Origin of the sequence: Mycobacterium paraffinicum (genome assembly GCF_001907675.1) — a bacterium.
GTDB lineage: Bacteria > Actinomycetota > Actinomycetes > Mycobacteriales > Mycobacteriaceae > Mycobacterium > Mycobacterium paraffinicum_A.
Genome location: NZ_MPNT01000019.1, coordinates 86,660 through 111,504, shown reverse-complemented (window position 1 = coordinate 111,504; position 24,845 = coordinate 86,660). Strand labels below are relative to the sequence as shown.

The following is a 24,845-nucleotide window of genomic DNA, read 5'->3' as shown; positions in this document are numbered from 1 at the left end:
CGGCCAGTCCTACCGAATGAAGGACGCCCAACACCGGAAGGAGAACCCCCAACCAATCTAAGAATCACTGCACGGGGTGGGTACTTTTATCCGGCCACCAGCGGGTACTTCTACTTGGCCATTGACAAGGGGGCCGCACCAACGAAAAGCTGGCTGGCTTATCGTGATATCCGTTTCCTCGGATTGGGATCCGAGCCTGACAAGCTACCTCATCGCAACATCCGCACGCGGGGTCCTTCGCCCATTGACGCAAGCACTACCGTCCAACCAGTACGGGCTTGCTGTGATGGATCGGGTGCTTCGGGCGGCGCTCATCGCGTCCCGCCCACGCCCAGGACTGCGCGTAAGGCTGGTCGACACCGTCTTCGCCGGCGATCGAGTGAGGGGAGATTGGGTCGTCGCACCGAACGTCAACCCGGACGGGCCACCGATCCTTTACATTCACGGCGGCGCATTTTCGATGTGCTCTCCCAAAACCCATCGCGGTCTGCTGGGCGAACTGTCTGCCGCGTCGCTGCGCCCGGTCTTCGCGGTCCGCTATCGATTGGCTCCGCGTTACCCGTATCCGGCGGCTGCTGACGACGCACTGAGGGCCTACCGGTGGTTGGCGGGCTCTGAAGAATCGACATCAGCCCGCACGGTAGCGATCGCAGGCTGTCAACGGCAATCGAAAACTGATCAGGAGTCGGCCGCGCACTGGTCAGTATTCACTTGCCGCCGACACAGGCGATTCGGCGGGCGGCCAACTGGCGGTCGCGACCTCGTTGGGTGCACTCGCACATCGCCTGCCGTTGCCTGACCGCATGCTACTGATGTCCCCCGTCATCGATCTGACGTGTCAGCTGGCGACGGCTCGCGAAATCTGGCGCCGCGATCCTTTCGCATCCGCCCGATCCGCGTCGCGGGCGCTGAGTCTCTACGTGGGCGACGCCGATCCGCACGACCCCCGCGTCAACGTGCTCGCCACCGACCTCACCGGCATGCCGCCGACATTGATCCAGGTGGGCGGGAGAGAAATGCTGCTCGACGATTCCCGACGACTCGCCGAGCGCATGCTCGCCGCGGGGTCGTCCGTGCAACTTCAGGTGTTTCGCGGTCAAATTCACGTGTTTCAAGCCCTGTTTCGACTCTTGCCCGAGGCGCGTCACGCTTTGCGCCTCAGCGGGGCGTTTCTCGCCGACAGCGCTGAACGCAAGTTTCCTTGACGCCGGAGCTGAACGCGGGCGCAGCGGCTAGCTGCGCGGCGACCGCCTTTGCGCGCCACTGGGAGCCCGTTGACAAGTCAGATATGCATGTATTAATTTTGACATTATTGGGCGTAATGTAAACAGCTGGTCGGTTCCTCATCGCGAGCAGGCCGCCAACGACGACCACAGGCCGGGGAGCGACAATGGTTAACCCGCTACACGCGCCCGTCGATAAAGCCATAAAGCCCGGGAACGGTTATCTTCGGTCATCTTGATTCCCGCGCCGCAACGGGTGGACGACGGACTTCGCCGGTGGAGTCGGCGGTGGCCAGTGCGTGAACTAGCCGCGCCCCCGGCCGGAAGCGGATTGCGACCGGTTCTCGGTGATGCCGGGCTCCCCTTGGTCGGGCACACCCTCGACTACATCCGGTTTGGGTCCGACCTGGGCAGAGAGCGCTACGAACGGTTCGGTTCTGTCTCGTGGATGGGAGCGTTCGGTACCAAAATGGCGGTCATCGCGGGCCCCCAAGCTACCCAAGAGGCGCTCACCACCAACGCAAAGGCGTTCTCGCAAGACGGCTGGGCCTTTCTCATCGACGCGTTCTTCCACCGCGGATTGATGCTGATGAGCTTTGACGAACACCTCATGCACCGGCGCATCATGCAGGAGGCCTTCACGCGGCCGCGACTGGCCGGCTACGTCACCCAAGTGACCCCTTGCGTCCGCGCAACCCTGCCCACGTGGCCGACCGGCCCGTCCGTCCGCATGTACCCGCTGTTGAAAAACCTGACCCTCGACATCGCCACCGATGTGTTCATGGGTGGCCGAGGCAAAGACAGCAGCGACGCCATTAACCAGGCGTTCGTCGCTACGGTACGCGCGGCCAGTTCGCTCGTCCGCGCGCCGCTTCCCGGTACCCGCTATCGCGCCGGGGTCCGCGGCCGACGGGTGCTTGAGGAGTACTTCGCCCGGCACTTGCCGGCCGCCCGGGCCGGCGACAGCAATGACCTGTTCTCGGCGCTGTGCCATGCCAGCACCGAAGACGGGCAACGTTTCAGTGACTCCGATGTCATCAACCACATGATTTTTCTGATGATGGCCGCTCACGACACATCGACGATCACCACCACCGCGGTAACTTATTACCTGGCAAAGCATCCAGAATGGCAGGATCGGGTTCGCGCCGAAAGCGATGTTCTCGGCGACCGGTCACCGGAGATCGATGATTTGGAAGGGCTCAGGTCCCTCGATCTGGTGATCAAGGAATCCATGAGACTCGTGGCGCCGGTTCCGCTAGTGATGCGCAAAACAGTGGAAGACACCGCAATAGACGGCCACTACATCCCCTCCGACACGCTTGTGGCGATCACTCCCGCCGTCAACCATTTCGTCCGCGAAGTCTGGCATAACCCGGATCGCTTCGACCCCTTACGTTTCGACGTCCCACGCCGCGAAGACCAAGCCCATCGCTTCGCGTGGCTGCCGTTCGGGGGTGGCGCGCACAAATGCATCGGTATGCATTTCGGCACCCTCGAGGTGAAAGCGATCCTGCACCAGATGCTGCGCACGTTCACCTTCGGCCTCGACACCGATTACCGCATCCGTTGGGACAACACATCGCTGCCGATCCCGGTCGACGGGTTACCGATCAGGCTCCACCACCGATGAAGTTAGAGTTCGCGCGGTTCCTTGCACCCACCGAATTCCTCGACTGGAAACACGATGCCGTGCAGCAGTTCACCGAATCGGCGACGCGTAACGCCATTGATTCCGTCGATAAGGCGTGCCGCATCTTCACCGCTGTCCGTGATTCGATCTGGTACGACCCGTATTCCGTCTCCGACGACCCGTGCCAGTACCGAGCCAGCGCGGTCGCCGTCGCCGAGCGCGCCTACTGTGTCCCCAAGGCGGTGCTCTTGACGGCTGCGTGTCGCGCCGCGGGGATTCCGGCGCGGTTGGGTTTCGCCGACGTCCGCAACCATCTGCAGACCCCGAGTCTCCGTGAACGGATGGGTGGCTCGGACGTTTTCGTCTACCACGGCTACAGTCAAATGCTGCTGAATGGCCGGTGGGTCAAGGCCACGCCGGCGTTCAACCGCGAGTTATGCGCGCGCTTCGGGGTCCCTCCTATCGAATTCGACGGTCAGCGAGACGCCATGTTGCACGCTCACACAGGCGACGGCTCCCAACACATGGAATACCTCCATGACCGTGGCGTTTTCGACGACCTTCCCCTCACGGAAATCATCGACGCGCTGCGCGACAACTACAGCGAACTCATCTACGAACCTCCGCCCATATCAGACTCGTTCACCAATTAACAGTTTGAAAGATTATGCTTGTGCAAAGCACTAATGCGGGATATCTCACGGCAGCTAACCGAAAGGACGCCTCCCTATGACAGCCGCCTCACCCTGGCTCAACCCGGAATTGGAAGCGCTTCGTGATCTCGCCGCAAAGTTCGTTGCCACTGAGATTGCACCCCACTCAGAGCGCTTCGCCGAGCAACACCATGTCGACCGGGCGGTGTGGGAACGAGCAGGCGAGCTGGGCCTGCTGTGCATGTCGATGCCGGTCGAATACGGCGGCGGCGGCGGGACATTCGCACACGAGGCAGTTCTGCTCGAAGAGCAAGCTCGAATCGGGGACAGTTCGTGGGGCGCCGGCCTGCACAGCGGCATCGTCGCACACTACATCCTGCACTACGCCCGGGAAGACCTGAAAAGGCAGTGGCTGCCCAAGATGGCGTCGGGCGAATTGATCGGTGCCATTGCGATGACGGAGGCCGGAACCGGATCTGATCTTCAAAGCGTGAAGACGCGCGCCGTCCTCGATGGGGACGAGTACGTCATCACCGGCTCGAAGACGTTCATCACCAATGGTCAGCAAGCCGATCTCATTGTCGTCGTGGCCAAGACCGACCATACTCAAGGTGCCAACGGTATTTCGCTGATTGTCGTGGAAGCCGATCGCCCCGGGTTCCGGAGAGGACGAGTCCTCAGCAAAATAGGTCAGCGCGGTCAGGACACATCTGAATTGTTTTTCGACGGCGTGCGCGTCCCCAAGACGCATCTGCTAGGCGACACCGAGGGGCAAGGTTTCATCCAGCTGATGACGCAACTGCCGCAGGAGCGACTAATCGTTGCGGTCGGAGCGGTTGCCGCCATGGAATTGGCCTTGCAGCAGACGGTCAAATACACGCGCGAACGAGAGGCCTTCGGACGAACGATCTTCGGGTTCCAGAACACCAAGTTCACCCTGGCCGAAGCGGCCACTGAAACAAGGATTGCGCGAGTATTCCTCGACCACTGCATCTGCCTACACCTCCAGGGCCAGCTCGACGTGCAAACTGTCGCGATGGCCAAATGGTGGACGACGGAACGGGCGATGAAAGTCCTCGACGACTGCCTGCAGCTGCACGGCGGGTACGGATACATGACGGAATATCCGATTTCGCGTCTCTGGGTTGATCAGCGAGTACAGAAAATCTACGCGGGGTCTAACGAAATAATGAAAGAGATTATTTCGAGGTCGCTTTGACAAGATAGCGACGACCGAACGCCCGGTGTATCAACGCAGATGAGGATCTGCTACTTGAGACAGGCAAGCTCCACCGCAGATAAAGCCATCGAATGGATCACGGCGCAGGCCAGCAGTACACCGCCGAGGTATGTTAGGGCGTACTTGTCGTAGCGGGTCGCGATGCCGCGCCACTGCTTGAGCCGATTGAAGCCACGTTCGACGGTGTTGCGCAGCGCGTAGATCTCGGCGTCGAACGCCGGTGGGCGGCCGCCGGCGGATCCCTTGGCCTTGCGGCGGTCGATCTGATCTCGACGTTCGGGAATCGTGTGCTTGATTCTGCGGGAACGCAATTGGGTACGGGTGCTCGGATGCGAATACGCCTTGTCGGCGAGCAACCGGAAATCGTCAGCGGACTGGTCTGAATCCCTGCATGTCGCGGCGTAATCATCGAGCAGCGCCATCAATTGCGGGTTGTCGCCGGCTTGGCCGGCGGTGAGCCGGACCGCCACGGGAGCTTCGCGAGGATCAGTCAGCGCGTGGATCTTGGTGGTCAGCCCGCCGCGGGAACGCCCGATCGCATGATCGTCGGGCTCATCGGCAGATTTCTTGTAATTCGAATTCGACAGTGCCCCCTGTGCACAACGTGTCCGAACGGGCGCCCGCCGAGTGTTGATGGGGCTCTGCGGAAATGAGCGTGCAGCAGTGGTTGGCGGATATCCGCGGTGGGGGTTCGTGTCGTTGAGCTGAGGTGGGGCCTCGGTGGGTGACGATTCAGGTTCCTACACGCCGCTTCACCAACACCACCGAGGTGACCCTTGCCTGAGGCTACTGCCTGCCCGCCGTCGGTTGTTGCCGACACGATCATGCGCACCATCGAGTTGGGGGTGACGATCACCGACGCCGCGGTCGACGAGAAGACGACGACGATCTTCTGCAGGCCGGTGGCCTGTGACGCCAGGTGTCCGGACTGCGGCCGGGAGGGCCGCTACCGCGACACTGTGACTCGGCCGTTGACGGATCTGCCGGTGGCCGGCTACCCGCTGGTGCTGCAGGGTGCCCTACCTCGCTACCGCTGCACAACGCCAGCGTGTGGGCGGGCAGTGTTCAACCAGGATCTGGGCAAGTTGGCGGCCCCGCGCTCATCGACGACGCGGCGCTGTGCCCGGTATGTATTGCGGCGGTTGATGATCGACCGCACCACCATTTCGGCGATCGCCGCCGAACTCGGGGTGTCCTGGCATACTGTCAGCTCCATCGCGATGCGTGCGACCGCCGGCCTGATCGCCACAACCGGGCCGGATCGGCTGGCCGGGGTGACGGTGATCGGTGTCGATGAGCATCGCTGGGCGCCTCGGCGTCGCGGCACAGAGGGGTTCGTCACGCTGATCATCGACCTCACGCCTACCCACGACCAGACCGGCCCGGCACGCCTGCTCGACCTGGTCGAAGGACGCTCAGCGACCGCACTGGCCACGTGGTTGGCCGCCCAACCCACCGACTTTGCCCGGGCCGTGGAGGTCATTGCGATGGACGGGTTCGCCGGCTACAAGACCGCCGCCACCGAGGTCATCCCGGACGCGGTCACCGTGATGGACCCCTTCCACGTTGTGGCTTTGGCCGGGACCAAGCTCGACCTGATCCGCCAACGCATCCAGCAGCAGACCCTGGGTCGGCGCGGACACACCGGTGACCCGCTCTATGGGATCCGGCGCATCGCCCGAACCCGCCTGCAGCTGCTCTCCCCACGCCAATACACCCGGCTGACCGAGGTGCTCGACGGCGACGACCATCTCGCCGTCAAGGTCGCCTGGCTGATCTATCAGAAGATCATCGCCGCCTACGCCGACCCGAACCGACGTCACGGCAAGAAGGCAATGACCAGGCTGATCGAGTCGATACGGCGCGGCGTACCCGCCGGATTGGAGGAGATCGCCCAACTCGGCCGCACGCTATCGCGCCGCCGCGCCGACATCCTGGCCTTCTTCGACCACCACGTCTCCAACGGACCCACCGAGGCCATCAACGGCCGCCTGGAAGCATTGCGCCGCAACGCCCTCGGATTCCGCAACCTCACCCACTACCGTTGGCGCTCACTACTACACAGCGGAGCACTCCACCAACTTGTCAATGCACTCTGAATTACGAAGAGCCGTTGATGGGCACGCACGTTGGTCGAATCGACTGATAACAGCTTTTCGATGTCGGCGTGCACGTCGGCGTCGAACCCGAACGAGGCCGCGACCCGGGCGAACATCTCGTCGTACGTGCCGTCCAGCGACCACCGGTGATGGCGTTTCCACACTGTTTGCCACGGCCCGAATTCGGCGGGCAGGTCCCGCCACGGGCATCCTGTGCGAAAATGCCAGGCGATCGCTTCCAGGATCAGCCGGTGATCACGAAACCTGTTGCCTCGCTTACCGTCATGCGACGGCATCAACGGCTCGACCACCGCCCAAAACTCATCACAAATCACACCCGTCCGTGTCACGAGATCGATCTTGGCTGCGGGCGGGTTGATGACGCTCGAAGGCCAGGGTTTGAGTCCAGGCGATCAGGTCGCCAGCCAGGGCGACGACTTCGAGCCAGATCCGGTTGGCCCGGTAGCTGTGGAAAGGCAGGTTACGCAGGCCGGTGTCCTTCAGACAGCGGATACGGTCTTCGGCGCGGGCGCGTTGGCGGTGACGCACTTCCAGGGTCGGCAGCGTCCAGCCGGTTCCGCGAGTGTTGGTCGCAAAGCAGGTGATTCGCCAGCCGTTATGGTCGGTCAGCCGTAGCTGGGCACCGGGGTGAGGACGTTCACGGCGGGCGATGACTCGCATCCCGCGTGGCCATTCCTGGGGGCCGTACTTGGCCGGCGAACGGGTGGGTTTGACCGGGGTCGGCATCCAGTTGGTGAGCTCGGCGACCTGCGCACCCTCACGAGGTGCGCCGTCACTGTCGAGCGCAGCCACCCAAGCCTGCTCGGGAATCGTCTCGATCGCGGCCTGGACAGGGCCGTGAGCGGGAAACCCGATGGAATAGTGCAATCCGGCGTCGGTGAGGTGATGCAGGAATGCTTTAGACGCCCCGCCGGCATCGGCGCGCACCAGCACCTGGCCCCGCTCGGCGGCGGGCAGTTGTTCCAGCGCGGCGCCCAGCACTGTGATGTGATCAGAACTATTGAACGGCGAGGCCTTTCCGGGCGTAGGTCCAGCGCCAGAGTTTCTCCGGTGCCGTGCTCGCCATGGTCGACAAAAGCGCACATCGGGGCGAACCCATAAGACATCTTGTGGGTCGCCTCAGCGCCCTCCTTATCCGAATGCGCCGCCACCAGGGTGGCATCGATATCGACGATGACCTGCCCACCCTCTCGTGTTCCCGGTGTTCCCGCCAGCGGCCGACGCCGTGACCAGACCCGGTCACGGGCTGCAGCGTGTGCCGAGCGCAGCGCCATGACCGCAGCATCGGTGGTGGCGTCATCGACGGCCAACGCCGCAAACAACCGAGACACAGTCGGGTCGGAGGCCACGACTCCGAACAAGTCGCGCTGCGCACGGACTGCGGCCACATCGGCCAAACAGTCACCACCGAGCGCGACCGCGATCGCCACGTCAAGCAGCACCTTGCCCGGATCATGGCGGGCCCGCGCCAGCCGCCACGGCCCCAGCGCCCTCGATAGGACAAGCCCCAGGCCCGCAACCCGGATCGTCTCGTTCATCATCGCCGCGCCCGATGACGTCACCAACGACTCGCGGACATCATCGACGACCAGCCCACCAACTGCGTTACGCTTCACCTACGGAGTTGCCTTCCTGCTTGAGGATCTTGAGACTTCAGCAATCCCAAGAATTCCCTGCAGGACAGGCGCTTCCGTGCATTACACGCCGTCACAACCCCCAACGACATGAAACCTCGAGGCTAGCATTGTGAAGTCGGCGATCTGGGCCCCTCCCGTCCGATCGCGAGGGGTCTGTCGAACGTGCAGACCGCTACCGTCCTCACTCCTTCGCGCGTTACAGCGGACCCCATACAGATAGTATCTAATACATGCGGTACCTGATACCGTTGGCTCTGTGAATTCGTCTGATTGGCGGGATCGGCCCGCGAGCGCCCACTTCGGCTCCATCTGCTGGCAGTCGCGCCTGCTGGCGTTATTGACGGCTATCTTCGCGCGCCCAGTGCTCGCTACCTTGACCGTCATCGGCATAGTCATCAACCGTTTCAGTCCTCACCTGTTGCAGCGTGCACGCCTTGACGTCATCGACAAACCGCTGCGCGTGGTGCCGCCACCGGCGGGAACTCAAGTGACCCCCGTCGCATTGCCACAGTGTCCGGCCGAGTGGGTGGTATTCCCGACGGCCCGCCAGTCCGACCGGGTTATCGTCTACTTCCACGGCTCGGCGCTGGTGACTTTGGGTCTCAATTCGCATCGGCGGTTTGTCGGTAAGCTCTCCCAAGAGACCGGCGCGCGGGTATTCAATGTCGGTTACCGGCTGGCCCCGCAGGCCCGCCTTGAGGATGCCGTGTCCGACGGGCTCGACGCCTACCGCTACGTTATGTCGCTCGGCTTTTCAGCGGATCGCATTGTGCTAGCAGGAGATTCGGCCGGTGGCATGGTGGCTGCCGGTACCGCACTGGCCGCCCGCGACAGCGGGCTGCCGGTGCCTGCGGGTCAGGCGCTGATGTCACCGCTGACGTCGTCGGATATGGGGCTGAAGTACCGGGCCCTCAAAGACCATCGCGACGTGATGTTTCCGTTCATGACGGTGAAGTTCCTCTATGACGTCTTCGGTACTGTCAACGGCACCCGGGCGGCGCCAGTGATGCCGTCGGAGGCCGATCTGCATGGCCTTGGCCCATTTTTGCTCCAGGTTGGCACCCACGAGATGCTGCTCAATGACACCCTCACGCTGGCCGACCGGCTGCGGGCTCACGGCGTACCAGTGTGGGTGCAGCAGTGGCACAAGGCGATGCACATGTTCCAGCTCGGTTTCGACGTCAACCCAGATGCGCTTCGCGCGGTTGAGGAGGTGGCGATGTTTATCCGTCATCTCACCACCGCGCCGGAAAAGAACAGCGCATAATCCGCCCATCGCGCAGGTCGTGGAACATAGAGCAGCCAGTAGCGCAGGGCTTCAAGTGCGGCGCGGACCAAGACGCCGGTCGCAGCACGAGGTGGACGACGAACGGGTTGTCGAGGTCAAGCGGATCAGGACCGCCGCGACGCTATCCCCGCCGACGCAATTGAGAGCTCGTTGCCTGCGCTCGGCCGTTCGGGATCACTGGATATGCTGTTGGCCGCCTACTCGCTGGTGGCCACCCTCTGGCAGACGCCAACCCGCCAGAGCGGCTCACCGATGTCTACGCAAAGGGCGCGCAAGTCGTTCCGCCCGAGTGGAATCTGGGCTTCGCGTCCGCCTTGACCCGCCTGCTGACCGCCAGGTGCATCGGCCTCATCTCTGAAACCTCATGAACAGAAAAGGAGACCAGGACGCAGTGGCTTGGCGAACTGCAACCGGTGAAAACGATGCCAACCTTGTCGATGGCCGGGAACCAGGCGAGACCGCGCAGCCTTCCGCCGGCAATGGCTTTGCGCCAAACGCTAAGTTGCGATCGATCCAGTCGAATGGGCGGTGGGGCGCCCAACTAGCGGGAGATGGTTGGCTGGGGAGGATTCACGTTGGCGCTGCGATGAAGAAAATGTGGATCGTCCTGGTCATCGTGGCGGTGGTGGCGGTAGCGGGCTTCTGCGTACTGCGGCTTCGCACCTTTTTCGGCGTCCACGACGATCAGACGATGACCAGCGGCATCGCCGATGAGATCAAGCCGTTCAATCCCAAGCGCGTGGTTTACCAGGTTTATGGTCCCCCGGGGACGGTGGCCAACATCAACTACTTGGACATCAATGCCCAGCCCCAGAAAGCTAGCAACGTGCCTTTGCCCTGGACGCTCTCGGTTACCTCGACGCTGCCCTCGGTGAGCGTCAACATCGTCGCGCAGGGCGACAGCAACCAAATCGGCTGCCGGATCATCGTGGACGAGGTGGTCAAGGACGAAAGGTCGAGTCAGGGTATGAATGCGCAAACGTTCTGCATAGTGAAGTCCGCATGACCGATGACCGGGCCGCAGGGCTGCCGCATATGCCGGTTTTCGCGCGAACGGTCCACAAACTCGCGGTGCCCGTCGTCTTTGCCTGGGTGGGGCTTGTCGTCGTCCTCAGCGTCTTGGTTCCATCGCTGGACGCGGTCGCCGAAGAACACACCGTGTCGATGAGCCCCAAGGACGCGCCGTCGATGCAAGCGATGAAGCACATCGGCAAAGTATTCAACGAATTCAACAGTGACAGTGCGGTCATGATCGTGCTGGAAGGTGACAAGCCGCTGGGCGATGAGGCCCACCATTTCTACGACCAGATCGTCCGCAAACTCGAGGCTGACACGAAACACGTCCAGCACGTCCAGGACTTCTGGGGGGATCCGCTGACGGCCGCCGGTTCGCAAAGCTCCGACGGCAAGGCCGCCTATGTGCAGGCGTATCTTGCTGGTAACCAGGGCGAGAGCCTGGCCAGCGAGTCTGTCGCGGCGGTCCGCAAGATCGTGGACAGCGTGCCTGCGCCGTCGGGGGTCAAGGCCTATGTGACCGGCGCTGGGGCGTTGATCGCCGATCAGCACTCGGCCGGACAAAAGAGCCTCCAGAAGGTCACGATCATCACCTTCGTGGTGATCATCGTGATGTTGCTGTGGGTATACCGCTCGATTATCACCGTGTTCAGCACGTTGTTCATGGTGGTGATCGAGGTGATGGCGGCTCGGGGGGTTGTCGCTTTCCTGGCCTACAACAACATCATGGGATTGTCGACCTTCGCGGTTAATATTTTGGTGCTGTTGGCCATCGCCGCTGGGACAGACTATGCGATCTTTATTCTCGGCCGATATCAAGAGGCGCGCGGCCTAGGCGAGGACCGCGAAAAAGCCTTCTACACCATGTTCCACGGAACCGCGCACGTCGTCCTTGGCTCTGGCCTGACTATTGCCGGTGCGATGTATTGCCTGAGCTTTACCCGGCTTCCGTATTTCCAGACTATGGGTATCCCTTGTGCGGTCGGGATGCTGGTCGCCGTTGCTGCCGCGCTGACCTTGGGTCCGGCGGTCCTGACCGTCGGCAGTTTCTTCAAGCTGTTCGATCCTAAGCGCAAGATGCGGACCCGGGGATGGCGACGGGTGGGCACCGCGATCGTGCGCTGGCCCGGGCCAATTCTCGCGGTGTCAGTCGCGATCGCCCTCATCGGTCTACTCGCCCTACCCGGTTATCAAACCAATTACGACAACCGGCTGTATTTACCCCCGAGCGTCCCCGCGAATATCGGCTACGCCGCCGCCGAACGGCATTTCCCCGCGTCCCGGATGAATCCGGAATTGTTGATGATCGAGACCGATCACGACATGCGCAACCCGGCGGGCATGCTGGTGTTGGACCGGATCGCCAGGGGGGTCTTCCACATCCCGGGTGTCGCGCGCGTCCAGGCGATCACCCGGCCGCTGGGAACGCCGATCGAGCACACCTCAATCCCGTTCCAGATCAGCATGCAAAACACCACGCAGGTCGAAAACCAGCAGTACATGCACCAGCGCATGGACGACATGCTCAAGCAGGCCGACGCGATGCAACAGTCCATCGACACCATGCAGCGCATGTACAACATCACCTCGCAGATGGCCGCGGTCACCCACCACATGGACGGCCTCACGCATGAAATGTTGGATGTCACAAACACATTGCGCGACAACATCGCCAACTTCGATGATTTCTTCCGGCCGATTCGCAGCTACTTCTACTGGGAAAAGCACTGCTTCGACATCCCGGGCTGCTGGTCGCTGCGATCCCTCTTCGACGCGCTCGACGGTCTGGATCAGATCACCGAAAAATTCACCTATCTTGCCGGCGACATATCTCAGCTGGACGCCTTGATGCCGCAGATGCTGGCGCAGATGCCGCCCATGATCGCCACCATGACGACCATGAAGCAAATGATGCTGACCATGCACAGCTCGATGTCGTCGCTGTATGACCAGATGGACGTGATGAGCCAAAACTCGACCGCCATGGGCCAGGCCTTCGACGCCGCCAAGAACGACGACTCGTTCTACATCCCGCCGGAAGTCTTCGACAACCCCGACTTCAAGCGCGGTCTGAAGATGTTCCTGTCGCCGGACGGGCACGCGGCCCGCTTCATCATCTCCCATGAAGGGGATCCCGCGACCCCGGAAGGCATTTCGCACGTCGAGCCGATCAAGAACGCAGCCAAGGAAGCCATCAAGGGAACTCCGCTGGAGGGCGCCAAGATCTACCTTGCCGGCACCGCCGCGGTCTACAAGGACATGCGCGACGGCTCCAAATACGACCTGATGATCGCGGCAATAGCTGCGGCCAGCCTGATTTTGATCATCATGCTGATCATCACCCGAAGCCTGGTCGCCGCGGTCACCATCGTGGGCACGGTGCTGATCTCGTTGGGCGCCTCGTTCGGACTGTCCGTGCTGGTGTGGCAGGACATCATCGGCTTCAAACTGCACTGGATGGTGCTGGCGATGTCCATCATCTTGATGCTGGCCGTCGGATCCGACTACAACCTGCTGCTGGTGTCCCGTTTCAAAGAAGAAATCGGTGCCGGTTTGAAAACCGGAATCATCCGCTCGATGGCCGGCACCGGTGCGGTGGTGACGTCTGCGGGCCTGGTCTTCGCCGCCACCATGGCCTCGTTCATATTCAGCGATTTGAAAGTCGTCGGGCAGGTCGGCACCACCATCGGCCTGGGTCTGCTGTTCGACACCCTGATCGTGCGCTCATTCATGATGCCGTCCGTCGCCGCGCTGCTGGGGCGCTGGTTCTGGTGGCCGCAGCAGGTACGCACTCGCCCGGCCAGCCAGCTACTTCGGCCCTACGGGCCACGTTCGGCGGTTCGCGCCTACCTGCTGCCCCGGCAAGATGACCCGCAGTCGGCGACCACCGACCGGTTCCCGGCGGCCTCACCGCACTACTAAGGCATTGCTGAGGTGCATGCAGTCCCGACCGCGGCGGGACTAGGGCGGGGTTAGCTCCAGTTCCAGACCGACATTTCCCCGGGGAAGGTAGTTGTTGCACACGTGGGTGGACTTGGCGACAACGCCCTTGTTGTTGCAGAAGATCTTCATGTGATTGGGCCACGCGAACCAAAGCGGATCGCCGTAGACAGCCTCGGAGAACACGCGAGTTTTGCAACATCCAACGCACCTTTCTCAATAGCGCCCGACGGTCGCTAAGACATCGACCTAAACGCCTACTTTCTGCTGCACCCCGCACCAGAAGACACTTCGGCGACATAGGCCCGCTGGTGACGTTGGCGGTTGGTCTATAGGGAAACCATCAAAGACCTCACCGTCGAGCATGAAGTCCTGAAGTCTTGGAGGACAAAGTGAAGCGGCTGCTGCGGAAAGAGGGGTTTGCGGACGGTGGCCTACGATGCGGGCTCATCGGCCTTGCGGCGGTGCGCGGCGAGGAAGTCATCGACGATGCGCTCACAGTCTTGACGATCGATGGCACGCAGCCCGGTGAGTCGGGCAAACGCCACTGGCCCGACGAGTTGACACAGGATGAGCTCCGGGTCGAAATCGTCGAGGTCGGCGCGGGCTTCGGGGCTTTGCAACAGGGCATCGAATGGCTGGCGATACTGGTCGATGATCCGTGTGCGCAGCGCGTGCCGGTCGTGGGTTTCCTGGGTGCCGTTTGGTGTGCGGCCAAGCGCGACCCAGGCCAGGGTGGTGACGTGCAGCGGTGCCTCCTGGAACAGCGTGGCCTGTCGGCTCAACAGTTCGATGAGTTGGTCGCGCAACGATCCCGTCTCCGGTGCAGGGTGGACCTGCGGCAGCAGCCTTTCAAATGTGGCGGCAAGCAGTTGAGTGGAGCTGCTGAAGTGGCGATACAGGGTCGTGCGCGCGACTTTGGAGGCTTTGGTGACCGCGTCGATGGTGACGGCTTCGATGCCGCCGGCGCTCAGGAGTTTGGTGGCCGCATCCAATAGCCGGGTTCGTGAGCGCAACAGGCGCGGGTCGACGTCATCATCGTCGTCGACCGGGAATTCCAGGGTGTCGCGCTCCATGTAGTCACCGTAAACCTCGCGCGTAGCTGGCCGGCACCGAATCGCGGCTGCATCGGTCGATTGATTCGACCCCTAGACGGCTACGCTACTACTAGTAGCGTAGCGATACCACTAGTACACTTGTCTGTAAGGGTCTGTGGGGCGAAGGAGGACGCATGATCGGGCAGCGGGTCGGACGATCCCTGGTTGAGCAGCTCCAGGGCGCGGCCACCACAGGCCGGTTCGTGTGGCGGACGAACGAACTCTGCCGGCGGGCGCGAGGGGGAATCGCACAGACGGGCGGGGCTGGTCGGCGATGAATGTGCCGCTTGGGCTAACCAAGACGCATGTGTGGGCGCGGGGGGTTCGCGATTTCAGGCTGGTCCGCCGCGGTATCACTCGGCGCCTACACCGACAGCCGCCGGTTGATGACCGCGGCCGCGTTCGTCCCCGTCACTACCCTCCTCGCTCCTGCTCCTACTTGGACGACGAGTTGATGAACCGGGAAATGTATGACCACGTGCGCGACGAGCCGATCAGGTTGATCTCCCGGCTGGGATTTCGCCTGCGCCGTTCATGAAGCGGTCACTGTTTCGGAGTCGGTGCATCGTCATTGTCAAACCGCCTGTGCGCAAAGGGATCACGTGTCGCTGTACCGGACATGCTGGACCGTCGACGGCGCGTTGGTCACCGCCTGAAGCGGCTGGTTGCGCGGCGGCGATCAGAGAGCTTCGGACACCGGTGGCGGTTTCGCCGGGCAGGTAGAAGGGTACTGGTAGTACTGTTGCGATACCGTTGATTTCTTTCGAAGTAGCGGGGCGGGGGATGGCAGACAACGGGTGGGTCTCTTCGGGCGTGGCGACCTTGAGTCGCCCTGTTCGGGAGCGACTTCAAAAGGTTGCGGCCGGTGAGGGCGCGTACAGCGATCGGCTAGCGCGCTTGGCGGGTTTCAGTATCCGACATAAGGTGCTGATCATCGGCATGTGGGTGGTGAGCGCCGCTGCCCTGGCGGTGCTGTTCCCGCAGCTGGAAACCGTTGTTAGACAGCAGTCAGTGAATCTCATACCGCGCGATGCGCCATCGCTTCAGACGGTAGACCGCATGGGCGCGGCCTTCGGCGAGCAGGGATCCAAGACGACGATATTTGTCGCGATGGAGGATCCGGCGGGCCTGACTGCGCCGGTGCGCGGACGCTACAACGCGATGATTTCCCGGTTGCGTGCCGATTCGGAGCATGTGCGCTTGGTTCAAGACTTGTTGGCCGACCCAGTCACCGCAAGCCAGGCAGTCAGCCAAGACGGCAAAGCCTGGTATGTGCCGGTGGGAGTGGCCGGAACGCTGGGCGATCTCAAAGCTGCCGAATCGGTCCAGGCGGTCCGCACGATCGCCGCCCAGGCATTTAGCGGCTCACCCACCGATGTTCGCGTCACCGGGCCCCCGGCCACCTTCCGCGATCAAATCGCTTCGGCCGAAGAGGATTTGGTTGTCATCTCGGTCGCGACAGCAGGCCTGATCGCGATGATTTTGCTGGTCGTGTATCGGTCGGTGTTTACCGCCTTGCTGCCGCTGCTGGTCATCGGCGTGAGCCTGGCGGTGGGGCGCGGAGTGCTATCAGCGTTGGGCGAATCGGGCATGCCGGTGTCGCAGTTCACCATCGCCTTCATGACGGTGATCTTGCTGGGTGCCGGCACCGATTATTCGGTGTTCTTGATCAGTCGATATCACGAGCAGCGACGCCAAAACGTCCCGCCGGATCTGTCGGTGATCAACGCGACCGCCACCATCGGGCGCGTGATTTTGGCTTCGGCCGCCACCGTGGCGTTTGCGTTTCTGGCCATGGTGTTCGCGAAGTTGAGCGTGTTCGCCGCGTTGGGTCCCGCGTGCGCAATCGCCGTCTTTGTCGGATTTGCGGCCACGGTGACTTTATTTCCCCCGGTGTTGGCGCTGGCGGCCAAACGCGGCATCGGTGAACCCAAGGCCGACCGCACACGCCGCTACTGGAACTGGATCGCCGTGGCCGTGGTGCGTCGACCCGTTCCACTGCTGGTCGCCAGTCTGGCCCTGGTGCTAGGCCTGGCGGCCGTCGCGCTGACTATGCACATCAGCTACGACGATCGCCAAGGACAGCCGGCGACCACCGCCAGCAATGAGGGGTATCACCTGCTGGACCGCCACTTTCGCAAGGACGTCATCATCACCGAATTCATGCTGGTTGAATCGCCCACTGATATGCGCACCAGCAAGGCCCTGGCCGACCTGGATGAAATGGCGTCTCGGGTCTCGCAACTGCCTGGTGTCACCAAGGTCTCCGGTGTCACCCGGCCCACGGGCGCACGCCTGGACCAGGCTCAACTGTCGTGGCAAAACGGCCAGATCGGTAACAAGATGGCCGGCGCGGTCGCCAAGGGAGACGCCCATAAGGATGACCTGGCCAAACTCACCCACGGCGCCGACCAACTCGCCGGCGGTCTCGCGCAACTGGACACCACCTTGCGCACCGCGTTGACACCGTTGACCGGGATCCTCACCCAGGCCCAATCCAGTGGATCCCAAGTCCAGCGGTTCCGTCCGCTGCTACAGCAGCTTTCGGCTACCGCCCCGGCCGTCGACCAAGCCATCCGAACCGGTCCGGGACTGCGCCAGCAAGCCGACCAAGCCCAAAACGCAATCGCCGCCATCGACCCGCTCGTCGGTGCGCTCAACACCTCCCCATGGTGTGCGACCACACCGGAATGCGCCCAACTCCGCGACCAGGTGCAGATCCTGGTGACCCTGCGCCATACCGGCTTCTTCAACCAGCTCGCCAACCTCGGCGACCTTTACCAGCCCGGCAGCGACACCGCGGCCGGCACCGTGGCCGACGTCCAAAACGCAATCACGTCGCTGGACAAGGCTTTCGGAGCACTCGGCGACCCTGCCGACCTGGCCGGCAACATCCGCCGCCTCCAAAGCGGCATCAGCCAACTCGCCTCCGGCGCACAGGCCCTCGCCACCGGCGTGCACACCCTGGCCGACAGCAACATCGAAATGCTGTCGGGCATGAGCCAAATCGCCACCCAACTGCAGAATTCCGCACGAACCACCGCCGGCTCAGACAACGCCAGCGGCTTCTACCTTCCCACCAATGCCTTCGAGAACCGCCAATTCGCCGACGTCGCAAAGCATTTCCTGTCGCCCGACGGCAAAACCGCGCGTTTCGCCATCGAATCCAGTTACGACCCCTACAGCAGCGACGCGATGAACCTCGCCCACAAAATCACCGAGATCGCCGATGCCGCACGACCCAACACCTCGCTGGCCAACGCCACGGTGTCGATGGCCGGATTCCCCGCCGTCAACTCCGACATCCAACGCCTGCTTTCCGCCGACTTTCATCAGCTGGCCTTTGCGACCCTCGTCATCGTCGGCCTCATCTTGGTCGTATTGCTGCGCGCCCTGGTCGCCCCGCTCTACCTGTTGGGTACCGTCGTGCTCAACTACGGCGCCGCGCTCGGACTGGGAACCCTCGTCTTTCAATATGGCCTCGGCAAGGAAATCGCCTGGCCCGTACCGCTTCTAGCGTTCATAATCCTGGTGGCCGTCGGCGCCGACTACAACATGCTGCTCATCTCGCGACTACGCGAAGAATCGACCCACAACATTCGCGTCGGCGTCCTGCGAACCGTCGCAAATACCGGCTCAGTCATCACTTCGGCCGGGCTCATCTTCGCCGCCAGCATGTTCGGCCTGATCGTCGGCTCCATCGCGATCATGATCCAAGCCGGGTTCATCATTGGCTGCGGCCTACTTCTGGATACCTTCGTCGTTCGCACGCTCACGGTTCCCGCGATCGCCACACTGCTGCGCGAAGCGAGCTGGTGGCCGCAACGGAAACCCCTGACTCACAACGGCCGACCACATCGGACCACATGACAATTAGCCAGGAGCGCATCCGCACCAGCGACGGGATCACTCTCGTGGCCGACTGCTACCGGCACGCCGCGACTCGCCCCGTCGTGCTGCTCCTCCATGGCGGCGGTCAGAACCGTCACGCGTGGGCCACCACCGCTCGTCGACTCCATTCCCACGGCTACACCGTCGTCGCCTACGACACACGAGGTCACGGCGACAGCGACTGGGACCCGATCGGACAATACGACGTCGAACGGTTCGTATCCGATCTGATCTCGGTACGAGGACACGTCAGCGCCGACAGTCCCCCCGCCGTCGTCGGCGCGTCGCTGGGTGGGCTGATCATCCTCGCTACCCATCTGCTGGCCCCACCCGACCTCTGGGCAGCCGTTGTCCTGGTCGACATCACCCCGCGGATCGAATTTCATGGAGCCCGTCGCGTCGTGTCATTCATGGCCGCCCACCCCGACGGATTCGGCTCACTCAATGACGCCGCCGACATCATCGCCGAATACAACCCCCGGCGCGCGCGACCCGAAAATCTCGACGGCCTGCACAAGGTCCTGCGGCAACGTAGCGACGGACGATGGATCTGGCGCTGGGACCCAGCGTTCATCAGCTCCAACTTCGATGTCCTGCAAGGCAATCTCATGACAGGCAGCGAGGAGTTCGACGCCATCAGCGGATTTCTCGCCGAAGGAGCACGTCGAATCACGGCCCCAACGCTGTTAGTACGCGGCGCACTGTCAGACGTAGTCTCCCAGGAAACCGTCAACGAATTCCTCCAGCTCGTCCCGCACGCCGAAACGACGGACGTCACCGGCACCGGTCACATGGTTGCCGGCGACAACAACGACGCGTTTACCGCCGCGGTCACCGACTTCCTCGACCGCACCACAAGGACCCCGACGTAAGCATCCAGCGAACCTGCACCCGCCCCGGCTGACACGTCGGACACCCATCGAGATGGCTCGATCTATCGTTCGCACGCCTTCGGCGCTTGTGCCGTCCTGTCGCCAGGCGCGCGGCTACTGATGCGCCATGGCCACTGATTGTGTTGCGTCTAAGTCATTCTCGTCAACAGGAAGGTCGTGCCGAATCACCCGGACTCGACCCCGCGGCAGACACGCCATGTAGCCGTGGCACTTGCCATAGAGCTCCCACGAAGTCGCCGCCGCATCCGGGTCGACATCGATGCGGTGGCCGCGGGAGAAACACAGATGCAGCGCACCGTCGTCGTCGCACCAGGCACGCGTGCAGATCGCTCCGGCCAGGTCCAACAGTGGCCGCTCCTCGGCCGAAAGATTGATAGGGTCGATCAACACTTCTTCCTCAGGCCAGCCTGCTGCCGGAGGGAGGGTCAGCCGCATCGGTCGGGAAATCACCAGCTGGTTGTGATCGTCCAGGTCGACTACCAGCCCTTCGTGCAGCGAGACTCGTTGCACGGTGCACTGCTCGATCCATTGCGTGTACATAACCACTCCCTTCGACGCACCAGCGAGTCGCCTACCTATGCTACCGCTAGTAGCGCACCGATACTATTAGTATTGCTATGCGCTCTTGCTCGCGTTCCACGCAGCAAGAATGCGCTGCAGACCTCGATCAATGCGCTCGCGCGCCTCCGCTGCTGTCGCCCGTCCGACGACGAAAGCCATTAGATTGGCCAGCCAGATATCTGCGATGACTCCGGCGATCTGTCGCTCGCAAGCTCCCTGCGTCGGCCCACCAACCGTGCGCGCCAGCATGCTTTCGACGACGTCGGCGGCGTGTTGCACTGTCAAGGCTTCGTCTGTGCCCGCCATAACGAATGCCCGAACCACGGCCTCGGTGAGCTGCAGGTTTTGCTGCCACTCGTCGTGGAGCCGCGCTGTCAACGATCCCAGTCGGTCACTCGGGGAAGCGGCGCACGTGCTCCAGTCGCGTTCCTGATTCACCCGCTCGAACTCACGGGCGAGCAGCGTCACCAGCAGGTCGGTCTTCGACGCGAAATGGTCATACAGTGACCCGACAGTGATGCCAGCTTGCTTGGCCACCGTCTTGAGACGCACGGCCTTGAAACCGCCCGCCGTTGCGACCGCTCGGGCAGCATCGAGGATTGCGGTGCTGCCCCCGGTACCGGTCTCGGAATCTGGCGCCGCGCGGAACGGTACGTCAACCGACACTACGACTTCACTTCGGGGATAGACCTTTCGACGAGGAGGTGGCGGGATGACATTCCTCAAATCCCCCTTCGGGGAAGACGATGTCTTTGCAGACCGTTGGATATGCGTGCAGCCGCAAGCGCAACTGCAAGAGCCGCGAGTGCGGTAAACGGGGCTAGCACGAGCGTACTGGTGACACAGCCATGAGTGGGTACTGAAGCTGTGCCGTCCAGACCGCGGTGCGAAACGCGGACCCGATCGGCGGACGCTTCCGGGCGCACTCGGCAGCGAATACTCATGCGGGTAGCCGCAATTCCCCACGCAACCCACGGCACCCGACGCTGCGACACCGGCAAGGAAATACCCCCAGTACTTTCGGTTTCGCTACGCTACTGTTCGTACCATAGCTCATAATGCAGTTGGAATGTCACATTGACGAAGGTGATGGCATGCCGTCAGCAAACATCCGCTCGTTACGGGACCGACGCCGCGCCGAGTTGATCTCCGAGATCCAGAACACCGCACACCAGCTTTTCGCCGAACGCGGATTCGCTGCCGTGACAACCGAGGACATCGCGGCCGCGGCCGGAATCTCGATCAGTACCTACTTCCGCTACGCACCCACCAAGGAAGACCTGCTTGTCGCACCCGTCCGGCAAACGGTCGCCGAAATCGTTGCGTCCTACCGCGCCCAGCCGTCCGATGCATCAGCAACCGAAACTCTGATGCGTCTGCTTATCGAAACCGCTTGGGACAAAGCAAATCAGAATCTGCAATACTGGCGAGAAGCCATCCGGACCGCCCCCCACCTACTGGGCGAATCGGCGCTGATCAGCGAGAACGATAACCACCGGCTCATCGAACTGGTCGCTACGCATATGGACGTCGACGCGGTGACCGACATCCGCCCCTCGCTGCTGGTCCACACGGGTTTGGCCACTGCACAATTCATACTTCGGCGCTGGCTTAGCACGGACACCAAAACGAGTCCACCGCTCCACATTCAACTGGAACAAGCCTTGAGAATCACACTAGCCGGATTCGACTAATCGCGGACCGCGATGAACCATCGCGCTCGGCGGCAGCCGCGGCCGTTGCCACGTCCACAGCCCGGAGGACCCGGCCGGTAACCCGAAACCCCACACCATATTTGTAACGGCAACCACCGGTGATCAAATGGGCTAACCCTAGTGGGGCAGGCGCAATTGCTAGGTAGAGCCCGCTTTTCGGGTGGCAAGATACTGATTCCAGTCGCGTTTGGCATATGCCGCCCAGCGGGTCGCGGTGACGATATCGATGGCGAGTAGGTCGGCCAGAACTGCGCCCGGTAACTCGGCTGCCATTGTGATGAGGCCGGTGTTGCGACCGCCTCGGATTGTCAGGCCGCTATGTTTGAGTCGCTTGCCGAACACGCCCGAGTTGACTGGGCGGTCTGGTGTTCGTCCGGGAAACAGGAGCCGGTCCGGTGTTGAGGGTTCGGGCAGGGTCGAGCGCCGGGTTGGACGCGGCAGTTGTGCGAGCAGTTGGGCGAGCTTAGGAGGCAGCACCATTTCGTGGTCGCGCAGGGTGAGGTAGGTGTGGCCGTCCTGGGTGTGTATCTGGTTCTGTCGTAACCCGAGTACTCGCATGGTGGTGATTCCGTACAGCAGGATGAGCGCACCACTGGCGCGCACATCGATGTCAATGGTGTTGTCGTTGAGGCATCGGCGGAGTTGCTCGAGGTGCGTGGCTTCGTCGATGAACACCGAGGGCGGGCTGGGTCGGTTGGCCGGCGCGGAGGCGCCGTGGGTGATGCGACGCTGAGTTGTCCAGTGCAGGAAGGGCCGGATCTCTCGGTGTCGCCAGGTGCCGTGGGCCAACCAGTTGTCGATGTCTGCTTGGTCCATGGTGGCGAGGGTGCGTCCCCGGGTCTCGAGCCAAGCGAGGAATTCCAGTGCGACGCACACCTGGCGGCGAATGCGTGCTGCCCCGGTGTCGGCGTCGTCTGAAAACTGACCCCGTGTCCCCGGGTGGTTTCTAGGGGCGGTCGCAACACTTCTCTAGGTTCTGGAGGTTGTGTTGTCATCGTCGCGTCGCGTGAAAAAAGGCCCGGGCCGACGGCCACAGTCCGCCAAGCGTGAGCGATTTACGGAGCTGCGCGCCCGGGGCTGGTCCATCTTGGCGGCGGGTCGTGAAGTCGGTGTGTCCCGTACCGCAGCAAACAATTGGGCAAGGGGGTACAAAACCTATCGGCGTGGCGAGGCCGTGGGATTCGTGCCCGCACTCGATCGTTTGGCTGTGCGCCAGATCAGCGATCGCTATCTATCCGAAGAGGAGCGGATCGGCATCGCCGATCTGCGCCGCACGGGCATGGGTGTTCGGCAGATCGCCACCACGCTTGGCCGGGCACCATCGACCGTATCGAGGGAGTTGCGCCGCAACAGCCGCCGCGACGGCCAGTACCGGCCGTTTGAAGCCCACCGCTGGGCGGTTCAGCGCAGAGCGCGTCGTCACCAGCGGCGGGTCGACAAGAATCCCGCCCTGTGTGACCTGATCGCCGAGCTCCTCGCTCAACGGTGGAGCCCGCAGCAGATCGCCCGACACTTGCGGCGCGAATACCCCGAGGACCGATTGATGTGGTTGTGCCACGAAAGCATCTACCGGGCTGTGTACCAACCCCATTCGCGCTTGATACGGCCGCCACAGGTCAGGTCGTCACACCGGGGTCCGTTGCGCACTGGCAGGACCCATCGCCGCGCGCACCAGCGGCCGGGTCGGCGGCGTCCGAGGTTCGCCCAGCCGATGTTGTCGATCCATCAGCGGCCATTCGCTCCCGCCGACCGCAGCCAGCCGGGGCATTGGGAAGGTGACCTCATCGTCGGCAAGAACCAGCGCTCGGCGATCGGGACCCTGGTCGAGCGCCAGACCCGCCTGATTCGGCTGATGCACCTTCCCACCCGTGACGCCGACTCCCTGCGTATCGCGATCGCCACGACCATGGGTGGCCTGCCATCGAACTTGATCCGATCGATCACCTGGGATCAGGGCATCGAAATGGCCCGACACACCGACATCACCGCAGACCTCGGCGTGCCGGTCTACTTTTGCGACTCCCGCTCGCCGTGGCAGCGCGGCAGCAACGAGAACGCGAACGGGCTGCTACGCCAATATTTCCCCAAGGGCACCAGCCTAAGCACCTACACACCCGACCATCTGCGCGCTGTCGAATACGAGATCAATAACCGCCCCCGCCACACCCTCGAAGACCGCAGTCCCGCCGAACTTTTCACCGCGCTGCTAACCTCACCAGACCATCAACTGTTGCGACGTTGACTAGAAGCCACCCCGCCGTTGACACCCGGGATTGCTTAGTGGTTGTTTGGCTCGGCGGGCTCGGTGCAGGAGGTACCAGATGGTGTAGCTGCGGACCAGCCGTGCGTGTTCGGCGGGATAGTTGGCTAGGTGGCGATCCACCCATGGCTCGATACGTTCGAGGTATTCGTTACGCGGCGTCAATACTGCTGTGCGAACGAGGATTTCACGTACGTAGTTGACATGCCCACCGGGTGGGAGCTGATCGAGTGCGTGGTGAGTGATGGTCTGTCCGGTGCGCGCCAGATTCATGAGGAGCTCCGCGGCGGCGCTCTTGCCGAGCCAGACGGCGACGCTGCGTGGATCATTGGCGTTGGCAAGAGCGTCCGCCAGTGGCTTCAGTTGCGCCGGTATCTGGCCATCCGGCCCGGCTAAGGCGTTGTGCAGTAATTCGGCGGTGTGGCAGCGGCTACATCGATTATGCGCGCGAATACCCGGTTGACCGCAATTGGCGCAGCGGTAGTCGAGCGTGGAGCCAGAACATGGCCCGCAGATTTGGCGCTCGTCGGGGTCAAATCCGATCAGCACCGCCTGCTGGCCGCACGCCGCGCATGGTGACGGGTACATCTTCGCCTTGCGCACGCACGGTGTGCAGACAGGCCCCGCTGGCCAATGGCGGGCTACAACGCGCCGTTGTCGGCAGAACGCGCAGGTGGATT

Annotated in this window: 16 protein-coding genes and 6 pseudogenes; 13 read left to right on the top strand and 9 right to left on the bottom strand. The window is 62.6% G+C overall.

What is annotated here, in order from left to right; translation table 11 throughout:
• The first annotated feature begins 163 nt into the window (after positions 1-163).
• From BRW65_RS20000 to BRW65_RS19985, 4 genes and pseudogenes are all read left to right on the top strand, one after another.
• A pseudogene (locus BRW65_RS20000) lies at positions 164-1,205 on the top strand (alpha/beta hydrolase).
• A gap of 250 nt (positions 1,206-1,455) precedes the next feature.
• Positions 1,456-2,856, top strand: coding sequence for a cytochrome P450 (locus BRW65_RS19995; protein ID WP_073877506.1), 1,401 nt, complete (start codon positions 1,456-1,458; stop codon positions 2,854-2,856).
• Positions 2,853-3,509: a transglutaminase-like domain-containing protein gene (locus BRW65_RS19990; protein WP_007172209.1), complete on the top strand. Its 657-nt coding sequence runs from the start codon at positions 2,853-2,855 to the stop codon at positions 3,507-3,509. Before BRW65_RS19995 ends, BRW65_RS19990 begins: the two co-directional genes overlap by 4 nt.
• A 76-nt stretch (positions 3,510-3,585) precedes the next feature.
• Positions 3,586-4,728 carry an acyl-CoA dehydrogenase family protein gene (locus BRW65_RS19985; RefSeq protein ID WP_047324229.1) on the top strand — a complete coding sequence of 381 codons (1,143 nt, stop codon included), beginning with the start codon at positions 3,586-3,588 and terminating at the stop codon, positions 4,726-4,728.
• A 50-nt stretch (positions 4,729-4,778) separates the two neighbouring features.
• Here BRW65_RS19985 and BRW65_RS19980 read toward each other — a convergent pair.
• A pseudogene (locus BRW65_RS19980) lies at positions 4,779-5,385 on the bottom strand (IS5 family transposase); the annotation flags it as partial.
• Between the two features lie 188 nt (positions 5,386-5,573).
• Here BRW65_RS19980 and BRW65_RS19975 point away from each other — a divergent pair.
• Positions 5,574-6,848 (top strand): ISL3 family transposase, encoded by a 1,275-nt coding sequence (locus tag BRW65_RS19975; protein ID WP_046187320.1) that lies wholly within the window; start codon positions 5,574-5,576, stop codon positions 6,846-6,848.
• 14 nt (positions 6,849-6,862) lie between these two features.
• On the opposite strand, the pseudogene BRW65_RS19970 reads toward BRW65_RS19975, so the two are convergent.
• Positions 6,863-7,198: pseudogene (locus BRW65_RS19970) on the bottom strand (IS5 family transposase); the annotation flags it as partial.
• A pseudogene (locus BRW65_RS19965) lies at positions 7,197-8,485 on the bottom strand (IS1380 family transposase); the annotation flags it as partial. The pseudogenes BRW65_RS19970 and BRW65_RS19965, both read right to left, overlap by 2 nt.
• A gap of 277 nt (positions 8,486-8,762) precedes the next feature.
• Between BRW65_RS19965 and BRW65_RS19960 the strand changes: the two are divergent.
• From BRW65_RS19960 to BRW65_RS19945, 4 genes and pseudogenes are all read left to right on the top strand, one after another.
• Entirely contained in the window at positions 8,763-9,773 is a 1,011-nt protein-coding gene (locus BRW65_RS19960) for an alpha/beta hydrolase (RefSeq protein WP_033721600.1), read from the top strand.
• Between the two features lie 82 nt (positions 9,774-9,855).
• Positions 9,856-10,162 (top strand): annotated as a pseudogene (locus BRW65_RS32380) (TetR/AcrR family transcriptional regulator); the annotation flags it as partial.
• A 218-nt stretch (positions 10,163-10,380) separates the two neighbouring features.
• On the top strand, positions 10,381-10,800 hold the full coding sequence (locus tag BRW65_RS19950) for an MmpS family transport accessory protein (RefSeq protein ID WP_007172563.1): 420 nt from the start codon (positions 10,381-10,383) through the stop codon (positions 10,798-10,800).
• Complete coding sequence (locus BRW65_RS19945; protein ID WP_007172562.1) at positions 10,797-13,730, top strand: RND family transporter; 2,934 nt, start codon at positions 10,797-10,799, stop codon at positions 13,728-13,730. Before BRW65_RS19950 ends, BRW65_RS19945 begins: the two co-directional genes overlap by 4 nt.
• Positions 13,731-13,780: 50 nt before the next feature.
• On the opposite strand, the pseudogene BRW65_RS31405 reads toward BRW65_RS19945, so the two are convergent.
• Both BRW65_RS31405 and BRW65_RS19935 read right to left on the bottom strand, forming a co-directional pair.
• Positions 13,781-13,937, bottom strand: a pseudogene (locus BRW65_RS31405) (DUF5078 domain-containing protein); the annotation flags it as partial.
• Positions 13,938-14,182: 245 nt separating this feature from the next.
• On the bottom strand, positions 14,183-14,824 hold the full coding sequence (locus BRW65_RS19935; RefSeq protein WP_007172204.1) for a TetR/AcrR family transcriptional regulator: 642 nt from the start codon (positions 14,822-14,824) through the stop codon (positions 14,183-14,185).
• 804 nt (positions 14,825-15,628) lie between these two features.
• Between BRW65_RS19935 and BRW65_RS19930 the strand changes: the two genes are divergently transcribed.
• Positions 15,629-18,715, top strand: coding sequence for an RND family transporter (locus tag BRW65_RS19930; RefSeq protein WP_007172203.1), 3,087 nt, complete (start codon positions 15,629-15,631; stop codon positions 18,713-18,715).
• Positions 18,712-19,608 carry an alpha/beta fold hydrolase gene (locus BRW65_RS19925; protein WP_033717417.1) on the top strand — a complete coding sequence of 299 codons (897 nt, stop codon included), beginning with the start codon at positions 18,712-18,714 and terminating at the stop codon, positions 19,606-19,608. The genes BRW65_RS19930 and BRW65_RS19925 overlap by 4 nt, the downstream gene beginning before the upstream one ends.
• Before the next feature lie 114 nt (positions 19,609-19,722).
• Here the strand turns inward: BRW65_RS19925 and BRW65_RS19920 are convergent, their stop codons facing one another.
• Both BRW65_RS19920 and BRW65_RS19915 read right to left on the bottom strand, forming a co-directional pair.
• Positions 19,723-20,169: a DUF6188 family protein gene (locus BRW65_RS19920; RefSeq protein WP_007172201.1), complete on the bottom strand. Its 447-nt coding sequence runs from the start codon at positions 20,167-20,169 to the stop codon at positions 19,723-19,725.
• 75 nt (positions 20,170-20,244) lie between these two features.
• Positions 20,245-20,856, bottom strand: a complete 612-nt coding sequence (locus tag BRW65_RS19915; RefSeq protein ID WP_007172200.1) for a TetR family transcriptional regulator — start codon at positions 20,854-20,856, stop codon at positions 20,245-20,247.
• 428 nt (positions 20,857-21,284) lie between these two features.
• Between BRW65_RS19915 and BRW65_RS19910 the strand changes: the two genes are divergently transcribed.
• A complete protein-coding gene (locus BRW65_RS19910; RefSeq protein ID WP_033717415.1) occupies positions 21,285-21,884 on the top strand; it encodes a TetR family transcriptional regulator in 600 nt (199 codons plus the stop codon).
• 159 nt (positions 21,885-22,043) lie between these two features.
• Here the strand turns inward: BRW65_RS19910 and BRW65_RS19905 are convergent, their stop codons facing one another.
• Positions 22,044-22,580, bottom strand: coding sequence for a hypothetical protein (locus BRW65_RS19905; protein WP_179299263.1), 537 nt, complete (start codon positions 22,578-22,580; stop codon positions 22,044-22,046).
• Positions 22,581-22,890: 310 nt separating this feature from the next.
• On the opposite strand from BRW65_RS19905, the gene BRW65_RS19900 reads away from it, so the two are divergent.
• Complete coding sequence (locus BRW65_RS19900) at positions 22,891-24,147, top strand: IS30 family transposase (RefSeq protein WP_420492635.1); 1,257 nt, start codon at positions 22,891-22,893, stop codon at positions 24,145-24,147.
• On the opposite strand, the gene BRW65_RS31400 is transcribed toward BRW65_RS19900, so the two are convergent.
• Entirely contained in the window at positions 24,148-24,768 is a 621-nt protein-coding gene (locus tag BRW65_RS31400; protein ID WP_007172196.1) for a hypothetical protein, read from the bottom strand.
• Between the last annotated feature and the right edge of the window lie 77 nt (positions 24,769-24,845).